Origin of the sequence: Streptomyces sp. WAC 06738 (assembly GCF_003945505.1) — a bacterium.
Lineage (GTDB): Bacteria > Actinomycetota > Actinomycetes > Streptomycetales > Streptomycetaceae > Streptomyces.
The window spans coordinates 5276120-5295162 of record NZ_CP029618.1 but is presented as its reverse complement, the minus strand read 5'-3'; the positions used below and the strand labels follow the sequence as shown (position 1 = coordinate 5295162).

At 73.1% G+C, this 19043-nt stretch carries 21 protein-coding genes; 7 read left to right on the top strand and 14 right to left on the bottom strand.

From position 1 onward, the window contains the following. The first annotated feature begins 25 nt into the window (after nt 1–25). Nucleotides 26–1063: an L-glyceraldehyde 3-phosphate reductase gene (mgrA, locus tag DMB38_RS23520; protein WP_078898420.1), complete on the top strand. Its 1038-nt coding sequence runs from the start codon at nt 26–28 to the stop codon at nt 1061–1063. A gap of 281 nt (nt 1064–1344) precedes the next feature. Here the strand turns inward: mgrA and DMB38_RS23515 are convergent, their stop codons facing one another. Next, complete coding sequence (locus DMB38_RS23515; protein WP_125936826.1) at nt 1345–2073, bottom strand: A24 family peptidase; 729 nt, start codon at nt 2071–2073, stop codon at nt 1345–1347. A gap of 165 nt (nt 2074–2238) precedes the next feature. Between DMB38_RS23515 and DMB38_RS23510 the strand changes: the two genes are divergently transcribed. The 4 genes from DMB38_RS23510 (at nt 2239) to DMB38_RS23495 (ending at nt 4502) form a co-directional block, all read left to right on the top strand. After that, entirely contained in the window at nt 2239–2610 is a 372-nt protein-coding gene (locus tag DMB38_RS23510; RefSeq protein WP_125936825.1) for a DUF192 domain-containing protein, read from the top strand. A 111-nt stretch (nt 2611–2721) separates the two neighbouring features. Further along, complete coding sequence (locus tag DMB38_RS23505; protein WP_125936824.1) at nt 2722–3660, top strand: hypothetical protein; 939 nt, start codon at nt 2722–2724, stop codon at nt 3658–3660. A gap of 172 nt (nt 3661–3832) precedes the next feature. After that, nucleotides 3833–4156, top strand: a complete 324-nt coding sequence (locus tag DMB38_RS23500) for a hypothetical protein (RefSeq protein ID WP_240662432.1) — start codon at nt 3833–3835, stop codon at nt 4154–4156. 127 nt (nt 4157–4283) lie between these two features. Then, the gene (locus DMB38_RS23495; protein ID WP_026276051.1) at nt 4284–4502 is read left to right on the top strand and encodes a DUF397 domain-containing protein; all 219 of its coding nucleotides are present in this window, start codon (nt 4284–4286) and stop codon (nt 4500–4502) included. Between the two features lie 7 nt (nt 4503–4509). On the opposite strand, the gene DMB38_RS23490 is transcribed toward DMB38_RS23495, so the two are convergent. Genes DMB38_RS23490 through DMB38_RS23470 form a run of 5 tightly spaced genes read right to left on the bottom strand, consistent with a single transcriptional unit; the run spans nt 4510 to nt 7145 of the window. After that, entirely contained in the window at nt 4510–5019 is a 510-nt protein-coding gene (locus DMB38_RS23490; protein ID WP_240662735.1) for a hypothetical protein, read from the bottom strand. Between the two features lie 23 nt (nt 5020–5042). Then, entirely contained in the window at nt 5043–5669 is a 627-nt protein-coding gene (locus tag DMB38_RS23485) for an OmpA family protein (protein WP_125936823.1), read from the bottom strand. Between the two features lie 13 nt (nt 5670–5682). Continuing rightward, nucleotides 5683–6279, bottom strand: a complete 597-nt coding sequence (locus DMB38_RS23480; RefSeq protein WP_125936822.1) for a hypothetical protein — start codon at nt 6277–6279, stop codon at nt 5683–5685. An 18-nt stretch (nt 6280–6297) separates the two neighbouring features. Continuing rightward, nucleotides 6298–6897, bottom strand: coding sequence for a pilus assembly protein TadG-related protein (locus DMB38_RS23475; protein WP_346429542.1), 600 nt, complete (start codon nt 6895–6897; stop codon nt 6298–6300). A 41-nt stretch (nt 6898–6938) separates the two neighbouring features. Beyond that, nucleotides 6939–7145, bottom strand: coding sequence for a hypothetical protein (locus DMB38_RS23470; RefSeq protein WP_125936821.1), 207 nt, complete (start codon nt 7143–7145; stop codon nt 6939–6941). A 287-nt stretch (nt 7146–7432) separates the two neighbouring features. Here DMB38_RS23470 and DMB38_RS23465 point away from each other — a divergent pair, with 287 nt between their 5' ends. Beyond that, complete coding sequence (locus tag DMB38_RS23465; RefSeq protein WP_125936820.1) at nt 7433–8305, top strand: LLM class flavin-dependent oxidoreductase; 873 nt, start codon at nt 7433–7435, stop codon at nt 8303–8305. Between the two features lie 24 nt (nt 8306–8329). On the opposite strand, the gene DMB38_RS23460 is transcribed toward DMB38_RS23465, so the two are convergent. The 7 genes from DMB38_RS23460 to DMB38_RS23430 form a co-directional block, all read right to left on the bottom strand. Then, nucleotides 8330–9229 carry a DUF5936 domain-containing protein gene (locus tag DMB38_RS23460; RefSeq protein WP_047017771.1) on the bottom strand — a complete coding sequence of 300 codons (900 nt, stop codon included), beginning with the start codon at nt 9227–9229 and terminating at the stop codon, nt 8330–8332. 15 nt (nt 9230–9244) lie between these two features. After that, nucleotides 9245–10180, bottom strand: a complete 936-nt coding sequence (locus DMB38_RS23455) for a type II secretion system F family protein (RefSeq protein WP_125936819.1) — start codon at nt 10178–10180, stop codon at nt 9245–9247. Next, nucleotides 10180–11514, bottom strand: coding sequence for a CpaF family protein (locus DMB38_RS23450; protein WP_125936818.1), 1335 nt, complete (start codon nt 11512–11514; stop codon nt 10180–10182). The genes DMB38_RS23455 and DMB38_RS23450 overlap by 1 nt, the downstream gene beginning before the upstream one ends. 2 nt (nt 11515–11516) lie before the next feature. After that, the gene (locus tag DMB38_RS23445) at nt 11517–11846 is read right to left on the bottom strand and encodes a TadE/TadG family type IV pilus assembly protein (protein WP_047020329.1); all 330 of its coding nucleotides are present in this window, start codon (nt 11844–11846) and stop codon (nt 11517–11519) included. 116 nt (nt 11847–11962) lie between these two features. Beyond that, a complete protein-coding gene (locus DMB38_RS23440; protein ID WP_125936817.1) occupies nt 11963–13723 on the bottom strand; it encodes an AAA family ATPase in 1761 nt (586 codons plus the stop codon). 10 nt (nt 13724–13733) lie between these two features. Further along, on the bottom strand, nt 13734–14447 hold the full coding sequence (cpaB, locus tag DMB38_RS23435) for a Flp pilus assembly protein CpaB (RefSeq protein WP_125936816.1): 714 nt from the start codon (nt 14445–14447) through the stop codon (nt 13734–13736). Nucleotides 14448–14457: 10 nt separating this feature from the next. Next, complete coding sequence (locus DMB38_RS23430; RefSeq protein WP_125939219.1) at nt 14458–15438, bottom strand: hypothetical protein; 981 nt, start codon at nt 15436–15438, stop codon at nt 14458–14460. A gap of 335 nt (nt 15439–15773) precedes the next feature. On the opposite strand from DMB38_RS23430, the gene DMB38_RS23425 reads away from it, so the two are divergent. Further along, entirely contained in the window at nt 15774–17483 is a 1710-nt protein-coding gene (locus DMB38_RS23425; RefSeq protein ID WP_164716084.1) for a glycoside hydrolase family 18 protein, read from the top strand. Nucleotides 17484–17585: 102 nt separating this feature from the next. Here the strand turns inward: DMB38_RS23425 and DMB38_RS23420 are convergent, their stop codons facing one another. Beyond that, a complete protein-coding gene (locus tag DMB38_RS23420; RefSeq protein ID WP_125936815.1) occupies nt 17586–18875 on the bottom strand; it encodes an Nramp family divalent metal transporter in 1290 nt (429 codons plus the stop codon). Nucleotides 18876–19043: the final 168 nt, after the last annotated feature.

Sequence of the window (19043 nt, the reverse complement as noted above, 5' to 3'; positions counted from 1 at the left end):
ACCGGGTTCGTGATAGGCAGGTTTTGTGAACAGTCTTTTGCCTTACCTGCCAGCAGACACCCGCTACGACGCGATGACCTACCGCCGGACGGGTCGCAGCGGCCTCAAGCTCCCGGAGATCTCCCTCGGTCTCTGGCACAACTTCGGCGACGACCGCTCCCTGGAGTCGCAGCGCGCCATCCTGCGCCGCGCGTTCGACCTCGGGGTGACCCACTTCGACCTGGCGAACAACTACGGCCCGCCGCCCGGCTCCGCGGAGGAGAACTTCGGCCGGATCTTCGCCGCCGACTTCCGCCCGTACCGCGACGAGCTGGTGCTGTCGACCAAGGCGGGCTACCTGATGCAGCCGGGTCCGTACGGCGAGTGGGGCTCGCGTAAGTACCTGCTGTCGTCGCTGGACGCGTCGCTCGGCCGCATGGGCGTGGACTACGTCGACATCTTCTACTCGCACCGCTACGACCCGGACACCCCGCTGGAGGAGACGATGGGCGCGCTGGCGTCCGCCGTGCAGCAGGGCAAGGCGCTCTACGTCGGCGTCTCCTCGTACACCGCGGAGCAGACGCGCGAAGCCGCCCGGCTGCTGCGGGAGATGGGCGTACGGCCGCTGATCCACCAGCCCTCGTACTCGATGATCAACCGCTGGACCGAGGACGACGAACTCCTCGACACCCTGGAGGCGGAGGGCATGGGCTGCATCTCCTTCGCGCCGCTGGCGCAGGGGATGCTGACCGACAAGTACCTGGACGGCATCCCGGCGGACTCGCGGGCCGCGCAGAACAAGTCGCTGGATCCGGAGCTGCTGACGGACGAGGTGGTGCGGCGGCTGCGCGGGCTGAACGAGATCGCGCGCGGCCGCGGGCAGTCGCTGGCGCAGCTCGCGCTGGGCTGGGTGCTGCGGGACCCGCGGATGACGTCGGCGCTCATCGGCGCGTCGAGCGTGGCGCAGTTGGAGGCGAATGTCGCGGCGCTGGGCGCGGCCGAGCTGACGGCGGCGGAACTGGCGGAGATCGACGGGTTCGCGAAGACGACGAGCGGCGTCAACATCTGGGCCGGACGCGGCTGAGAGCCCGTACCGGAGGGCGCCGGGCGGTGCCGTCCGGAGGAAAGGGAACGGGCCGGTCCGTGGGGGGGATACGGACCGGCCCGAGGGGGGAGTTCCACCATAACCCAGGGTGAGGGGTGCTCAGTACCGGAACGGACGGGTCACCTCGAAAAGTGCTCGTACGGTGACGGTCCGTATACGAACTCCGCTACGATCAGGTCACTCGCACGGGGCGGTTCGCGGCTCACGGGAGGGGTTCGGGGGGCGTGCGGGGCGTACGGGCAGACCCGTCCCCGCGCCGCTCAGCCGGCCGCCAGTCCGCCGACGACGAGCCCCGCGAGGGCCCCGACGATCATGAAGGGCCCGAACGCGATGCCCGTCTTCCGGCCGACCCTGCGGGCCGCCAGCATGGTGATCGCGTAGCCCGCGCCCAGCAGCAGACCGGCGAACGAGCCGGTGAACAGCACGTCCCAGCCGTACCAGCCGAGCGCGACGCCCAGCACGAGCGCCAGCTTCACGTCCCCGAAGCCCATGCCGGCGGGGTTGAGGAAGAAGAGCAGGAAGTAGATCGCCCCCAGCGCGAGGCCGCCCAGCAGGGCGCGCGTCCACGATCCCGCGCCTCCTACGAGCGCCGCACCCCCCAGCAGCACCACGGCCGCCCCCGCGAGCGGCAGCGTCAGGACGTCCGGGAGGCGCCGCACCGCCCGGTCGACGGCGAAGAGCAGCACCCCGAACGGCGCCAGCAGCAGCCAGACCGCCAGCTCCGGCTCGGGTCCCGTGGCCGCGGCGAGCGCGGCGCAGGCGGCGGCGGTCGCGGTGGCCGGGAGCCAGAGGCGCAGCCCGTAGGGGCTGCCGCCGCACTCCTTGCACGTCGCCGGGCCGGCCCAGCCCGGCAGCGGGTGGTCCTGCGGACAGCGGTCGCGCCACGACTCGTCGGCGGCCACGGAGAGCCGGTAGGCGGCCCGGGGCAGCAGGGCCCCGGCGGCGGCACCGTAGCCGGCGGCGAGGACGACGAGGAGGACGGCGAGCACGGGGTGAGCCTAACGGCGCTCCCGCGGGCGGGGCAGGGGCGGGTCGGCGGCGGTACTGCGGCGGTACGGTGGCGGGCCCGCGGCGGTACGGTGGCGGCCGGGGCCGGGACGGGGACCGTACGGGGTGGCTCCCGGCCCGTAGCGACACCCCGGGGGAGGCCCGCCATGCCCACCTGGCCCGACGGACCCGCCACGCTCACCGTCGGCACCGGCACCGACCCGCTGCCGCTGGAGGTGGCGTCCTCCTTCGCCCGCCGCAGCCGCGGCCTGCTGGGCCGCGAAGGACTGGCCGGCGCGCTCCTCCTCACCCCCGCCCAGGGCGTGCACACCCTCGGCATGCGCTTCGCCATCGACGTCGCGTACCTCGACCGCCGGCTGACCGTCCTGGCCGTACGCACCATGCCCCCAGGACGTCTCGGCCGCCCCCGGCTGCGGGCCCGGCACGTACTGGAGGCGGAGGCGGGCGCGTTCGCCGGCTGGGGCGTCCGGCCGGGGGTGCGCCTGGGCGTCGGCCCCGCCCCGGCGGGGGCGGACTGACCGGGCGGCGGGAGCGTCAGTGGCGCTCGCTACGATCGAAAACGACCGTGATCGCGGCCCGTACGCCGGGCCGCGGCGCGGACGGCGTACGGACGTACAGGGGGCACCACCGTGGGGATATTCGGTCGCAAGCCGCGCCGCGACGGGCGGGACACCACACGCGACGCCTCGTTCGAGTTCTTCTCCGAGGACGAGGGCGCCCGCTTCCGGGCCGGGGTCCACGCGGCCTTCGCCGAGCAGGGTCTCGAGGTGACGGTCGGCGCGGACGCCGTGACCGACAGCTCGGGCCGGCAGTTCGGCCTGGGCAACCTGGCGGCGGTCTGCCACAACGACACCCGCGGGCCGCGCGTCTGGCCCGAGCTGACCCGCCGCCACATCGGCATCATGCTGCGGGCCATGGAAGGGCCCTCGGTGCTGGACACCATGCCGGCGGAGAAGTTCCGCTCCCAGCTCTACCCGCGGCTGCTGCCCGACGAGATGACCGGCTCCGACGGCTTCGACTACGCGCGGCCGCTCGCCGAGGGGCTGCGCGAGGTGCTGGCGCTCGACCTCCCGGAGAGCGTCATGGTCCTCCCCCGCTCCTCGCTGGAGCCCTTCGGCGACGTCGCCGTGCTGCGGGCGCGGGCGCTGGACAACCTGCGCCGGCTGCGCGTCGAGGCGCACGAGACGATCGAGCAGGAGGAGGGCGCCCGCGTCGACGTGGTGATGGGCGAGTCGATGTTCACGGCGAGCCTGGTGCTGATGCTGGACGAGCTGGTGCCCCGCGTCACCGGCCGCGGTCTGAGCACCGACGGGGCGCTGGTGGCGATGCCGTTCCGGCACCAGCTCGCGTTCCACGCGATCCGCGACCGGCACGTGATAGCCGGCCTCAACACCCTCGCGCAGTTCGCCGCGGCCGGCTTCGAGGAGGGCGTCGGGCGGATCACGCCGGACGTCTACTGGTGGCGGGCCGGAGCGCTGACCCGGCTCAGCGCGATGGACGAGGACGGCATCAAGATCATGGTGGACGGGGAGTTCCAGGCGGTGCTGGAGCGGCTCATCGAGGGCTGAGTCCGACACCCGGGGAGCGCACGGGAGTTACCCGGTGGCGGCCCGCCGGTGGCCCGCCGGCCAACGCCTCTCGACGCACCCCGAGCGCCCCTGGTACGCGCACGGAACCCGGCCTACGGTGGTGGGCCGGAGAACCGGCGAAGACCGCGGCGGGAAGCCGAAGGAAGCAGCCATGGGCGACTGGTGGTCCATCGAGGTGCTCGACGCGCACTCCTCCGCGCTGCGGTGGAAGGACGCGTACGAGTACGCGCTCGTCGAGTCGGCGATCAGCAACCGGGCCTCGGCCTGGGAGTGGCACGTCCACTCCGACGGGATCGTCTTCGAGATCGCGTTCCGCGAGGAGAGCGACGGGGAGGCGTGGCGCCGGCTGCCGGGCGTACGGGCGGCGCTGGACGCCGTACCCGACCCGGCTGCCGGACTCCTCGTCCGCCGCGGCCCGGACGGCACCGCGTGCTGCCGCGGGCCCCTGGCCGGGAACGCGCGGAAGAAGCGGTAACAACGGGCTCTTCGGGAACTAAGTGCCGTTCCGTGTCGTCATTCGTTTCGAGGTTTGTGCCCGCATTGGGCGGCCTTGGGCGCGTCGTGTTCCGGCGCGCGGTACGTGACATACGGCGGGGAGACCGATGAGCACCGAGCACGGCCCTGATGGCCTGGAATGGCGGAGGAGCAGCTACAGCCGCGGGGCCGGGGCCAAGTGCGTGGAGGTCGCCGCCGGGGCCGGGGTGGTGCACGTACGGGACTCCAAGACGCCGGACGGTCCTGTGCTCACGTTCACGCCGGAGGCGTGGGCGGCGTTCACGGTGTACGCGACCCGCACGCCGGGGACGGTGCGCAGGTTCTGAGCGGGGCTCAGGAGGCCCTGGCCGCCCGTCCCGGACAGTCGTCGCCGCGCTGCCGGGAGAAGCCGAGGACGTCCCCGTGGCGGATCTCGTCGCCTTCGCGGTCGTTGACGACGACGACGGGCAGCTTCTCGACGCAGTCGGCGAGGAGTTGCTGCATGTGCGCCACCTTGATGCCGACGGCGATGCGGCGGCCGGCGGCGTCGTCGGCGAGGTCGGTGGAGATGACCGTACGCACCGCGGTGTCGCCCTCCCACTCGGTCTCGACGCCGGTGACGTGCTCGGCGTACTCGGCGGGGGCGTAGGTCGACGTGCCGGCCGACCGGCCGGCGGCGGGGCGCAGTTGGGCGGAGTCGGCGGGCAGCCCCCGTAACACGTCGTCGGCGAGCCACAGCACGCCGCCCAGCACCACCGCGGCACCGGCCACGGCAGCGGCAACCCGCAGCACCCGCCCCACGAAGGTCACGCGGTCCTCGCCCCCTCCCGGCACGCAGGCGCGCAGGCGCGCCGACGCGAGCATACCGGGCACGACGGACATCCGGGTCACTGCCCCCGGGGGAAACTCACCTCGACCCGCCGGTTCTGCTTCCGGCCTTCCTCGGTGGCGTTGTCGGCGATGGGGTAGTCCTCGCTGTAGCCGCGGACGACGTAGGTGATGTCGGCGGCCTGGAGGGTGTTGGTCAGCTCCTGGTGCACGGCGTTGGCGCGGTTCTTGGAGAGCGTGACGCCGTGCGCGTACGACCCGAGGTCGTCGGTGAAGCCGAAGACGCGGACGGTGTCGGGGCTGTTCTGCTCGATCTCGTCGGCGATGGCGGCGATCCGGGACCGCGCCTGGCCGGTGAGCTTGGCGCTGTCCTTGGGGAAGAGGACTTCGGCCTGCAGCGCGATGGTGATGGTCGAGTTGGAGTCGGACCGCCGCTCCTCGCCGCCCTGGGTCTCGACGACGGAGACGATGTCCAGCACCTTGGGCTCGTCGAGGGTGGCACCCTCCTCCAGCCGGAGATCGGGGTCGGTGGCGTCGGTCTCGACGGGCGGCGGCGCGGAGGTGCTGGTCCCGGGCGGGGAGGAGGGGACGGGGACGTCGTCCTGCACGGGGAGCGCGTGCGCGACACCGGGGGTGGCGGCGAGAAAGGAGGCGAGCGCGAGCGCTACGCCTGCACGGGAGGGCATCGCGGTGCTCACCTCAGTCCGTGATCTCGACTGTGACGGGCGGGAACGTGGGGAGCTGGAACTCGACCTCGGTGGTGTCGTCGGGCGGGGCGGGGAACTGTATGTAGACGGGAACGGTCTTGCCGGCTTCGAGGATGCTCAGCCCGGAGGTGCACAGGCAGCGCTTGTCGGTATCGCGCAGGGCGTAGTAACGCTTCTTCCCGTCCCCGTCCACCAGCGTGGCGCCCATGAGCGAGGTCTTGTCGACGCCTTGCTCGCTGCCCGCCCACAGGTGCGTGTCCAGGTAGGACTCCTCGCCGGTGTTCTCCAGCTCTCCGTTCAGCGTGACGAAGCCGCCGGAGTCCCGCCGGATCTCCATGACGCCGAGCACGACGCCCGCCTGGTTCTTCACCTCGACGATCGGCTCCTCCGGGACCTCCTCCTCACCCTGGTCCTGGCTTCCGCCTGCCTGGCCGTTCTTGTCCTGCGACTGGGAGGAGCCGGACGACTTCCCGTCGTCGCCACCGCCTTCGTCGCCGCTGCCGCAGCCGGCGGCGGAGAGGGCCAGACCGACGGCCAGCGCCGCGGCGGCGATCCCCTGGGCGGCTCTGCTCGTGCGCCACATGCTCATGTGCCGGGTTCCTTCGCTTCATTCGACGAGACGTACGGAGAAGAGGTCCTCCGGATCGGGCAGAAGGTCGATGTCTTCGGGGTCGATGGACCAGTCGCCGCCGTCGCAGTCGAGCTCCAGCGGCGGCGGCTCGTCTTGGTCTTCTTCATCCCGGTCCTCGTCACGGTCCTCGTCTCCGCCACCGCCTTCGTCGCCGCTCTCGGGCTCCTTCAGGTCACACCGGGATTCGAGCACCGCCGTCGCCGTGGCCTCGGAGCGCTTGCTCTCCGTTCCCGGGACGAGCGTGTCCCCCACGGCCTCGCGATTCCGCACCGTCACCGTGAAACCGTCGTCCGGGTCGTACACACGGTCGCACGCCGTCGTGTCCGCGTCGTTCTTGGCGGCGAAATCCTGCGCCGCGGCGCAGGCGGACCCGTACTCGAAGCCCTCGCCACCGAGGAGGTCGTCCCACGAGTCCGGGTCGAGGAGCGTGTCCAGCAACCCTTCCGACAACTGCTCGCGCGCGTCGTGGGCGGCGGCCAGCGCGGCGGCGTCGGCCGCCCCCTGGGCGTAGTTGCGGTGCGCCACGGCCTGGCCGACGGCGAAGTACGCGACGGCCAGGAAGAGCAGTCCGCCGATGGCCGTGATGTAGAGGGGAAATGCCTGCCCGGCATCGGACCTCAGGGCAGCTTGTCGATCTGCGCCTTGATCTTGCTGAGGATCGTGTCCCCCAGCCCCGACTGGATGAGCACCAGCACGATCACCACGGAAACCGCGATGATCCCCAGGTACTCCACCGCTGTCTGCCCCCGATCGCGCTTGCGGCCGTGGTGCAGCCGCTGGGTGGCGGCCAGGGACCTCAGCAGCACGTCGTTGGGTTTCCACATGCGGTCTACCTCCGGAGTCGGACAACGCGGCCGTTGCCGTCGGTCCGTCAAGCCAATTGTGGTCTGTAACAGCGGACTTGGCGTCAGGAACGGCCATTTTCCGTCCTCCCCCTCGCCGCCCGCCTTACACCTGCGGCGGCCCGCGCCGCGGCGCGTCCACGTGCGCAGCGTAACCGGCCGCTTGCCGACTGTCCCACACCCCCCTCGCGCGCGCGAGAGGTCGGCCGGGAATACCCCGGGATGTCCGCCTCCCGGGTGGTGTCGGTCGTCCCGGGTACCGTCGCCGCATGACGAGACTTGCCACCGTGTTCATCCCCCAGTTCCCTCCCGAGCGGCTTCGCGCCGTGGCGCGCGCCGCCGACGAGTCCGGGATCGACGAGTTGTGGGTGTGGGAGGACTGCTTCTACGAGAGCGGGGTCGCCACCGCCGCCGCCGTGCTCGCCTGGACCGAGCGGGTGCACGTCGCCATCGGGATCCTGCCCGTGCCGCTGCGGAACGTCGCGCTGGTCGCCATGGAAGCCGCCACCTTGCACCGGCTCTTCCCCGGGCGCGTGACGCTCGGGGTGGGGCACGGGGTGCAGTCGTGGATGGGGCAGGTGGGGGCGCGGGCCGCGTCGCCGCTGACGTTGCTGCGCGAGCATCTGACCGCGCTGCGCGCGCTGCTCGCCGGGGAGAAGGTCACCGTCGACGGGCGGTACGTCACGCTCGACGGCGTCGAGCTGGCCTGGCCGCCGGCCGCGGCGCCGCCGGTCTTCTCCGGGGGTACAGGGCCCAAGACCCTGCGGCTCACCGGGGAGTCGGCCGACGGGACGATCCTCGCCGGGGGTGCCTCGCCCGAGGTGGTGCAGGAGGCCGCCGAGGCGGTACGGGCCGGGCGGGAGGCCGCCGGGCGGGGCGGGGAGCATCCGCTCGTCGCCTCGATCCTCGTCGCCACCGGGCCCGGCGCCGAGCGCCGGCTCGCCGAGGACGCCCGCCGGATGGGCTGGGACCCCGCCGCGGAGGCCCACGTCGCCGGGGACGCCGCCGCGGTCGCCGCCGCCGTGGACCGGTGGGCGGCGGCCGGGGCGACGACGGTGGTGCTGCAGCCGACCGCCGACGAGCCGGATCCGGTGGCCTTCGTCCGGTGGGTGGCCGAGGAGGTGCGCCCGCTGGTGTCGTAGCGCCTCCGCGAAGGGCTCCATCCGCTACTCCGTCAGCACGCCGAACTCCGAGCCGGAGCCCAGATACACCGCCGTCACCAGCAGGATGATCGTCGCCGGCACCATCAGGCTGGTGATCAGCAGCGTCGCCTTCGGGATCGCCCGGGACGCGCGCCGGCGCGCGTTCTGGGCGTCCGTGCGCCGCTGGTCCGTGGCGATCTGTATGAGCGTCTCGACGATCGGCGCGCCCAGGTCCTCGCCCTGCTGGAGCGCGGTGACGAACTGGGCGACCTGCTCGGAGTCGTTGCGGCGGCGCAGCTCCTCGAACGCCTGCCGGCGGGAGACGCCCATGTCCATCTGGCGCAGGGTGATGCGCAGTTCGTCGGCCCAGGGGCCCGAGTAGCGCTCGCTGACCCGGTCCAGCGCCTGCCGGAAGCCGAGCCCCGCGCTCACCACCACGGCCAGGACGTCGAGGAAGTCGGGCAGCGTGCGTTCGATGACGTCGCGCCGCTTGCGCACGGCCGCCCAGATGCCGACCTCCGCCCAGCCGTAGCCGAAGGCCGCCAGCACCAGCGCGCCGACCCACTGGCCGGAGGAGAGCAGGGTGAGCGCGCCGCCGTAGCCGATGGCGGCGTAGACGGCGCGGCGGGCGGCGTAGCGGTCGATCGTCAGGCCACCGGGGTTGCCCGCGCGGTCTATCTTGCGGCGCTTGTTCTCCACCGCCCGCCGGCCCATCAGCTTCAGCACCAGCGGCGCGAACCGCATCCCGAGCCGGTCGACGAGCGAGCCGACGACGGTGGTGCGGGTGGCGCCGACCTCCAGGGCCACCTGGAGGTCGCTGGGGAGCTTGACCTCGGCGCGGTAGACGCGGATGCCGCTGAGGACGCCGAAGACGGCGAGGCCGGCGGCGGCGGCGAGGAGCAGGCCGAGGGTTCCGTATGCCATGTGAGTCCCGGCCCCTCAGACGTCGATCTTCGCGAGCCGGCGGATGAGGAGGATGGCCAGCGCGTAGAGCCCGACCGCCGTCAGCACCGCGCCCTGGCCGAGCGGCGAGGAGCCCATGCGCTCGATGGATCCCGGCATCACCTGGTCGGTCAGGAGCAGGGTGCCCACGCCCATGACGGGCACGGTGTACGCGGTGAGGGTGACCTGCGAGAGCTGGGTGCGCACCTCGCGGCGGGTCTCCTTGCGGTCGTTGAGGGTGCCGGTGAGGTTCCGCAGCGAGCCGACGACCTGGCCGCCGGCCTTGTTGGAGAGCACCAGCGTGGAGACGAGCACGGACAGCTCGCGCGACGGCAGCCGCTCGGCGAGGTCGCCGAGGGCGTCGTCGAGCGGTACGCCGACGGCGAGCTGGTCGGTGACCTTGGTCAGCTCCTCGCCGGCCGGCGCCTCCAGTTCCTCGGCGGCGATGCCGAGCGCGGTGCGCAGGGCGAGGCCGGCCTGGGTGGCGTTGGCGAGGATGCGGGAGAGGTCGGGGAGCTGGTTGATGAACGCCTCGATGCGCTTCTGCCTCTGCCAGTTGAGGTAGGCGTGCGCGCACCACACCCCGATGAGCCCGGCGATCGGGCCGAAGAAAGCGGCGAAGAGCGCGTCGGCGAGGAGCCAGAGCACGGCGACGCCCGCCAGCACGTACACCGTGAACTCGCCCGGTGTGACGTCCAGCCCGGTCGTCGCGATGCGCCGCTCCAGATAGCGGCCCACCCGCGTCGGCCGCACCCGCCGGTCGACCTCCGCGAAGCGGCGCCGGGAGCGCCGGTCGCCGGCGTCGGCAAGCCGGTCGAGCAGCTCGGCGCGGCGGGCGCGGCCCGCGGCGTAGACGGCGACGCCGCACACGGCGAGCGCGCCGGCGAGCAGCGACAGGCCGACGACGAGCGCGAAGAGCTGCTGGCGGTCCATCACCTCGCCTCCCGCGTCTGCAGGTGCCGCTCCGAGGGCGCCACCCCGAAGGCCGGCGGTACCGGCTCACCGGCGTAGAAGAGGCGGTCGCCGGTGCGCCGCGGCAGCGGCGAGAACTCGAACTGGCCCCGGACGATCCGGTCCGAGCTGATCGGCAGGGCGCGGAAACGGCAGACGGACACCAGTTGGTAGACCTCCCGGCCGCGGGACGACAGCATCACGATCTCGTCGATCTTGCGGGTGCCGTCGGTGTGCCGCGCGAGCTGCACGATCACGTCGACGGCCGAGTTGATCTGGTCGCGCAGCGCCTCGAAGGGCACCTCGACGTCCGACATCGACGCCAGCGTCTGCAGCCGCATCAGGGCGTCCTCGGCGGAGTTGGCGTGCACGGTGGCCAGCGAGCCGTCGTGGCCCGTGGACATGGCCTGCAGCATGTCCAGCGTCTCGCCGCCGCGCACCTCGCCGACGATGATGCGGTCGGGGCGCATGCGCAGCGAGTTGCGGACGAGGTCGCGGATGGTGATCCGGCCCTTGCCCTCGACGTTCGGCGGGCGGGATTCGAGCCGGATGACGTGCGACTGCTGCAACTGCAGCTCGGCGGCGTCCTCGACGGTGATGATCCGCTCGTGCTCGGGGATGAGCCCGGAGAGCGAGTTCAGCAGGGTGGTCTTCCCGGCGCCGGTGGCGCCGGAGACGATGATGTTGAACTTCGCCCGGACCAGGCCGGAGAGGAGCAGCAGCATGTGCTCGTCGAGGGTGCCGAGGCCGATGAGTTCGGCGAGGGTGTACGAGCGCGGGAAGCGGCGGATCGTCAGCGTGGGCCCGGTCAGCGACAGCGGCGGGATGATGACGTTCACCCGCTCGCCGGTGGGCAGCCGGGCGTCGACCATGGGGGTCGACTCGTCCACGCGGCGGTTGACGGTGGAGACGATGCGTTCGATGGTCTGCATGAGCTGGTCGTCGGAGGCGAAGCGCAGCGGGAGTTGCTCGACCCGGCCGGCGCGCTCGACGTAGATCCGGTCGGGGCCGTTGACCATGATCTCGGTGACGCTCGGGTCCTCCAGCAGCGGCTCCAGGATGCCGAGCCCCAGCGCCTCGTCCACGACGCGGCGGATGAGCTGCGAGCGCTCGGCCGTGGAGAGCACGGGGCCCTCGCGGCTGAGGATGTGGCCGAGCACCCGCTCCAGCCGGGCGCGCCGCTCGGCGGGCGACAGCGCCGACATCTCGGCGAGGTCGATCTCCTCCAGCAGCTTGGCGCGGTAGGTGGGGACGAGGGTCTCGCCGTGGCCTTCCGTGCTGTGGTCGGGGGTGGTGATACGGGCCCGCAGGCTCATCGTCAGTCCTTCCCCCGCGGCATGGTGGAGCTGCGCTCCACCGAGCCGAAGTTGTCGACGCCGGGGATGAGGGACGGGATCTCGACGCTGGCGGTGACGGTGACCTCGCCGTCGCCCGAGGAGACCGAGAAGCCGGCGTCCAGCCAGTCGCTGATCGCGGCGGCGCCGGCGGCAGCGGCGGAGGACGGCGGGTCGTCCAGGGACTCCATCCGCGCCGCGGCCCGGGCGGCGGTGCCGGCCTGGGAGGCGGTGTAGGCGGCGATGCCCAACTGCACGGCGGCGAGCGCGATGAAGATGAGCACCGGCAGGAAGCCGATGTACTCGATCGCCACGGACCCCCGGTCGCGGCGCCCTCGCCGGGCCGGCGAGACCGGCAAGCCGTCCGCGGCCGGCGCCGGCGCGGCGCGCTCGGCGCGGAGACGTTTCGTACGCGATCCGCTCGCCACCCTCAGCCTCCCTCGTCCGTCGCGCCCGCGGTGCCGCTCACCGTGAACGGGAAGTCCAGCCCGCCGGGGAAGAGGACCGGCACCTTCAGGTCGACCTTGGCGGTGGTGACGCCGTTCGACGAGCCGACGGACACGGAGGCGTCCCAGGCGTCCGGCAGGTCCTCCGCCGCCGCGGCCGCCGGATCGTCGCCGACGGCGGCGGCGCGGGCGGCCATGTCGGCGGCGTTGCCGGCGAGCGAGTAGGTGTAGCCGACGAGGACGAACTGCCAGACGACGACGAGGACCAGCGCGATCAGCGGCAGCATGCCGGCGAACTCCACCGACACCTGGCCGCGGTCCCCCCAGCGGCGCCCATCGCGCCCTGCCGCGGGACCCGGCGCGGCGCCGGGACCGGGCGCCCCCGGGGCGCCGGGCGGCAGCGCCGCCTTCGCGCCGGTCGGTGCGACCTGGGGCGCGGAGCCCGTGCCGCGGCCGCCGGCGGCGACGGCGCCGGGACCGGCGCCGGCGCCCAGCGCCCGCTGCCCGCCGCCCCCGTGCGCCCCCGGGCCGCCGGGACCGCCGGCCGCACCCGGGCCCGCCTGGTCCGGCACCACCGTCAGCCCCAGCTCCCCCGCCACCGCCCAGAGCGCCTGCCGCACCGTCGACTTCTGCTCCAGGTCCTGCAACCGCCCGGCGTCCACCAGCGGCTGAAGCTCCTTGAACGCCGCGGGCACCGCCGTCCGCGCCACCGTCGTCCCGGTGGCCCGCGCGATGATCGACGGCTGGATCTCGGTGTTCCGGGTGAGCCGGTTGACCAGCACGACGGTGTCCTCCGCCTTGCGGATCTGCAGCCGGTCCCACAGCCGCAGCATGCGCTTCGCCCCGCGTACGGAGATCACGTCCGGCGTCGTCACGAGCAGCGCGACGTCGGCGAGTTCGACGGCGGCGGCGTTCGGCGTGGTCACCTGGCTGCCGCAGTCGAGCACCACGACCTCGTACCGCGACCGCAGCGCGCTCAGCGTCTGCCGCGCCGCGCGGTCGTCGACGTCCTCGCCGCGCTCGCCCTCGGAGGGGGCCAGCAGCAGGCCGAGGCCGGTGTGGTGGGTGAAGACGGCGTCCTGGAGCACCCGTGGCGAGATGTCCTTGATGCCTGCCAGGTCCGCGACCGAGCGGCGGAACTGCACGTCGAGGTACGAGGCGATGTCGCCGGACTGCAGGTCGAGGTCGGCGAGCGCCACCTGCCGCCCGGCGGCCCGCGCGGCGAGCGCGAGCTGCACCGCCGCGACGGTGGTGCCGACGCCGCCCTTCGCGCCGCTGACGGTGACGAGTGTGCCGCCGGGACCGCCGAACGCCTCGGGCCCCGTCGCGGCGCCGAGGTGCCGACGGACGCCGCCGCTCCACTGCGCGGCGGCCTGCACCCGGGCGGCCAGTTCCTCGTACGCGAGCGGCAGCCCGACGACGCCGCGGGCGCCGGCGTCCATGGCGGCGGAGTAGCCGGCGGGCGAGGTGTCGGCGGTGACGAGGACGGTGCCCACGGCGGGGAAGCGCAGCGCGACGTCGCGGATCAGCTCCAGCGCGGGCACGGGACCGATCCGCTCGTGCACGAGGACGACCTCGGGCAGTTCCGCCACGCCGCTGCCGGCGAGCGTCGCGAGGTGGTCGAGCAGCGCGACGGAGTCGCCGATCGGCGCGGCGGCCTCGGCGTCGGGCAGTTGGTGGAGCAGCGAGACGGTGGCGCGCGCCGCGTCGGGGTCGGCGATGACGGGCTGGATGCGTACGGTCATGTGCGGCCCCTCACCGGTCCTCGTCGAGGGTGTACGTGCGGTCCTCGGGGGCGATGTCGGTGTCCTCCTCGCCGGGGGCCACCAGCGCGAGGCGCACGTGGGTGGCGAAGGACTCCGCGTACGCCACGCGCTGCGCGTCGGAGGTGCCGAGGGCGAAGGTGATCGGCACGGCCTCGCCCTCGTCGGCCCGCGGGTCGTCGTCGCCGGTGCGCTCGATCGGCGTCAGCTCGCCGACGTCGATGACCCGGGCGCCCGCGACGATCACCTGGGAGACGGGCTTGTCGCCGTCGCCCTGGGCGTCGAAGGTGGCGAAGATGTTCACCCGCGCGCCCGGCGTGATCTTCCCGGCCACGCCGGTGGAGGCGTCGATCATGATGGCGATCTCCTGCTGGCCCGGCTCCAGGTCCGGGCGCCCGCTGACCATGTCGCTCTGGAGCAGGGAGCCCTGCTTCAGCGGCGTGAGCGCGACCTTCCCGGCCAGCTCGCCCGGGTCGGTGACCGCGGTGTCGGGCAGCCAGCGCTTCGGCATGGTCGTCTTCTCGTACTGGTCGGGCTCCAGCGGCTCGTACGCCTCGACGTCGGTGGTGAGCCGGTACGCGGTGGCCTCGTCGCCGACCTTGGACTCCACGTCGCTGACGAACGCCAGCACGCCGGCGAAGGCGCCGAGTGCGACGAGGACCGACAGCAGGACGAGGATGATGCCGCGACGCTGGCGTGAGTTCATCGACGGGACCTCAACGGTTGATCTCGGGGGGTGACGGTGGGGCCGCGCCGACGGCGGGCTGGTGGTACGGCGGTACGGACTGCGGCGGCGGCTGCGCGACGGGCGGGGGCGCGCCCTGGTGCGGTACGGGCGCCGGCACCGCCTGCGGCAGCGGGGGCGAGGGGGCGGCGGGCCCCGGGGGCACCGGGGTGGCGCAGAGCAGGCACCGGTCGCCGATGATCTCCAGGCCGCACCACGAGCAGCGGGCCCGCTGCACCGAGGCGACGAGCCGGCTCAGCACCAGCGGGTCGGTGATCCCGGCGGCGAACTCGCACACCTTGTCCGTCGCCCACCAGGGCGCGGAGGCCGCGGGCAGCGGCACCATCTCCATCCCCTGCACCCGCCAGCCGGCGGCGAGTTCGCCGGTGACCCAGGCCGCGTCGGCGCGCCCGGAGGCGTGCACGAGCCCGGTGGCGAAGTCGGGCCCCGGCGGCACGGGGTCGCGTCCGATCCGTACCAACTGGGGGCGGGGGGCGGCGAGGACGGCGAACTGCGCGCCGGGCACCCAGGAGCGGGCGTGCGCGCCGAGGGTCACCGGCACCCGGTCGAGCTTGGCGACGCTGCCGAGCACGGCGCCCGCGTGGATGTAGTGCGTGAGCAGCCGGGCGGCGGTGGCGAGCACGCCGGCGCCGAGGTCGGCGGTGGACAACTGGAGCAACTGGCGGGCGATGACGGCGACGGCCAGCGGCGGTAACGGCAGCGGGATCAGCGCCATCCGGTCGCTCTCCAGCACGGACCGCACGGTGTGCAGCCGGCGGACCACCTCGGCGGGGGTGGCGGCGGGGTGGAGCACGACGAGGAAGCCGTGCTGCTCCAGCACGGCGGACACCTCCGCCAGCGCCTCCTCCAGGGGCTGCTCCCGCGGGTGGCGCAGCGCCATCACCGTGGGTCCCGGGAGTCCTGGCGGGCCCTGCCGGCCGAGCGGCCCGTGCCGGCCGGGGGCGGGGAGCACGAGGTCGGGGCCGGTGACTGCGATGGCTGTTGGCACGTCGGGCGTCCCCCCACCGGTCTCAGACACGCTCTGAGCACCATAACCGGGACGTGGGCTGCGGAAACACCTTTTATGCAAAGAGGGTTGGGTGCACGGCGGCCGTGCGGGGGCGGGCCGGACGGCGCCGTTCGGGGCGCGGCTCCCGTACGGGAAGACTTGACACCCGCATTGGTCTGGACCAAGTTGTGCGGCGCACCCCGCACCGATCCGCACCACCCCTGATCCGTACGTCCCCGGCCCACCCACTACCCCGCACGGTCCAGCTCCTCACGCGCTCCCCCGTTACGGAGGCCCCCGTGTTCCGAGCACGCAGACCCCGCACGCCCCGCTCCGTCCGTACCGCCAGAGGCTCCTTCCGCCGGCTCGCCGTCGCCGCGGCCGGCGGCCTCCTCGCCACGCTCCTCGGCGCCCCGCTCGCCGCGTCCGCGGAGCCCAACCTCGTCCAGAACCCCGGCTTCGAGTCCGGCCTCAGCGGCTGGACCTGCTCCGGCACCGCCGGCACCACCGTCGCCAGTCCGGTGCACTCCGGCACCGCGGCGCTGCGCGCCACCCCGGCGGGGCAGGACAACGCCCGCTGCACGCAGAGCGTCGCGGTCCGGCCCAACTCCGCGTACGAGCTGAGCGCGTGGGTGCAGGGCTCGTACGTCTACCTGGGCGCCGGCGGCACCGGCACCACCGACGTCTCGACCTGGACCTCCGGGGCGTCCTCGTACACCCAGCTCAAGACGAGCTTCACCACCGGGCCCCACACCACCTCGGTGACCGTCTACACCCACGGCTGGTACGGCCAGCCCGCCTACCACGCCGACGACATCAGCCTCACCGGACCCGGCGGCGACCCGGGCACCGTCCCCGCCACGCCCACCGGCCTCCAGGTCACCGGCACCGCCGCCCGCTCCGTCTCGCTGGGCTGGTCCCCCGTCACCGGCGCGACCGGCTACAACGTCTACCGCGACGGCACGAAGGTGCTCAGCACCGGCGGCGCCTCCGCGACCGTCACCGGGCTGACGCCCTCGACCGCGTACCAGTTCCAGGTGACCGCGACCAACGCCGCCGGGGAGTCCCCGAAGTCCGCGGCCGTCACGGGCACCACCACCCAGGACGGCGGCGGCGGGCCCGGCGTGCCGAAGCACGCGGTGACGGGCTACTGGCAGAACTTCAACAACGGCGCGGCGGTCCAGAAGATCCGCGACGTCAGCAGCCAGTACGACATCATCGCGGTCGCCTTCGCCGACGCGACCGCCACGCCGGGCGCGGTGACCTTCAACCTCGACTCGGCCGGGCTCGGCGGCTACACCGTCGCCGAGTTCAAGCAGGACATCGCCGCCAAGCAGCAGGCGGGCAAGTCCGTGATCATCTCGGTCGGCGGCGAGAAGGGCACGGTCGCCGTCAACTCCTCCACCGCGGCGGCGAACTTCGCGAACAGCCTGTACTCGCTGATGACGGAGTACGGCTTCGACGGGGTCGACATCGACCTGGAGAACGGCCTGAACTCCACCTACATGACGCAGGCGCTGCGCTCGCTGTCGCAGAAGGCGGGCCCCGGCCTCGTCATCACGATGGCGCCGCAGACCATCGACATGCAGTCGACCGCCGGCGAGTACTTCAAGACGGCGCTGAACATCAAGGACATCCTCACCGTCGTCAACATGCAGTACTACAACAGCGGCACGATGCTCGGCTGCGACGGCGGCGTGTACGCCCAGGGCACGATCAACTTCCTCACCGCCCTGGCCTGCATCCAGCTCGAAGGCGGGCTCGCGCCCTCGCAGGTCGGCCTCGGCCTGCCCGCGTCCACCCGCGCCGCGGGCGGCGGCTACACCGCGCCGTCCGTCGTCAACGCCGCGCTGGACTGCCTCACCCGGGGCACGAACTGCGGCTCGTTCAAGCCCCCGCGGACGTACCCCGACCTGCGCGGCGCGATGACGTGGTCGACCAACTGGGACGCCACCGCGGGCAACTCCTGGTCCAGCGCCGTGGGGCCGCACGTGCACGCCCTGCCCTGACCGGCCGTCCGCGGCCGGCCGCCTCCCGCACTGCCGGCCGCGCCGGCGGCCCACGGCCCGCCCGCCCGCGCAACCCGGGCGGGCGGGCCCGTATCCGCCCCGCTACCAGGGCAGGTCCCTGATCTGCTGCACGCACAGCACGATGAAGAGCATCCCGGAGACGGTGAGCAGCGCGTTGCTGAGCAGACCGTTGCGCCACTGTTGCGGGGTGCGGTCGGTGTTGAGCAGCCACAGCAGCGTCAGCGCGAGGAACGGCATGAAGAACGCCCCGAGCACGCCGTAGGTGATGACGATGGCGAACGGCTGGTCGAGCCAGAGCAGCGTCATCGGCGGGAAGGTCAGCCACAGCAGGTACGCCCGGAACGGCAGCGACCGCTCCCGGCTGCCCGCGGCGACCTCCCGCGCGCTGCCGTCGCCGCCGCCCGCGCCGCGCACGTTCTCGACGAAGTCCGCGAAGAGCAGGCTGACGCCGTGCCAGACGCCGATGAGCGAGGTGAACGAGGTGGCGAAGAAGCCGACGAGGAAGAGGTTCGCGGTGGCCGCGCCGTAGCGCTCTTCAAGGATGTCGCCGAGGTCGACCAGTCCCTTGTCGCCCGACTCCAGGGTGAGCTGGGTGGCGTGCAGCAGCTCGGCGCCGACGAGCAGCATCGCGACGACGAAGATGCCGGTGGTGAGATACGCGACCCGGTTGTCGAGCCGCATCACCTTCAGCCAGCCGATGTCCGTCCAGCCCTTGGCGTTGACCCAGTAGCCGTACGCGGCCATGGTGATCGTGCCGCCGACGCCGCCGATCAGGCCGAGGGTGTACAGCAGCGAGTCGTCGGGCAGCGTGGGCCAGAGTCCCGCGAAGGCGTCCCCGATGTTCGGGGAGACGCGGATCGCGACGTACACGACGACCACGAACATGACGCCGACGAGGACGGTCATGACCTTCTCGAAGACCGCGTAGCGGTTGAACCAGACGAAGACCAGGCCGACCAGGCCCGTGAGGATGCCCCAGACCTTCAGCTCGGGACCGTCCGGGAAGAGCGCGACCAGCGGCAGCGCGGAGGACGACATGGCGGTGGCGCCGTAGACGAAGCCCCAGATGACGACGTAGACGGCGAAGTAGACGGAGGTCCAGGCGCCGAGGGTGCGCCAGCCCTCGAAGAGCGTGCGTCCGGTGGCCAGATGCCAGCGGCCGACGGCCTCGGCGAGGGCGATCTTGACGACGCAGCCTATGACGGCGGCCCAGAGCAGGGTGTAGCCGAACTTGCTGCCGGCGAGCAGCGTGGCCACCAGGTCGCCGGCGCCGACGCCGGTCGCGGCGACGACGATCCCCGGCCCGACATGGCGCCACTTGGCCTTTCTCATCACGGGTGGTGCGGACGCGGGCTCGGTGCGGTCAGCCATGAGCGGCTCCTTCGCAGCTCGTCCCCCCTGCGATCTCCGGCATTGATAAGGGATCCGCGGACGGGCGCACAAGAGGGCGTACGCGGCGGAAGGCCGGGGGGCGCCTCTTGACCTGACCACGCCAGGTTCAGAACCATTGACGCGCACCACCACCCCACACGACACGAC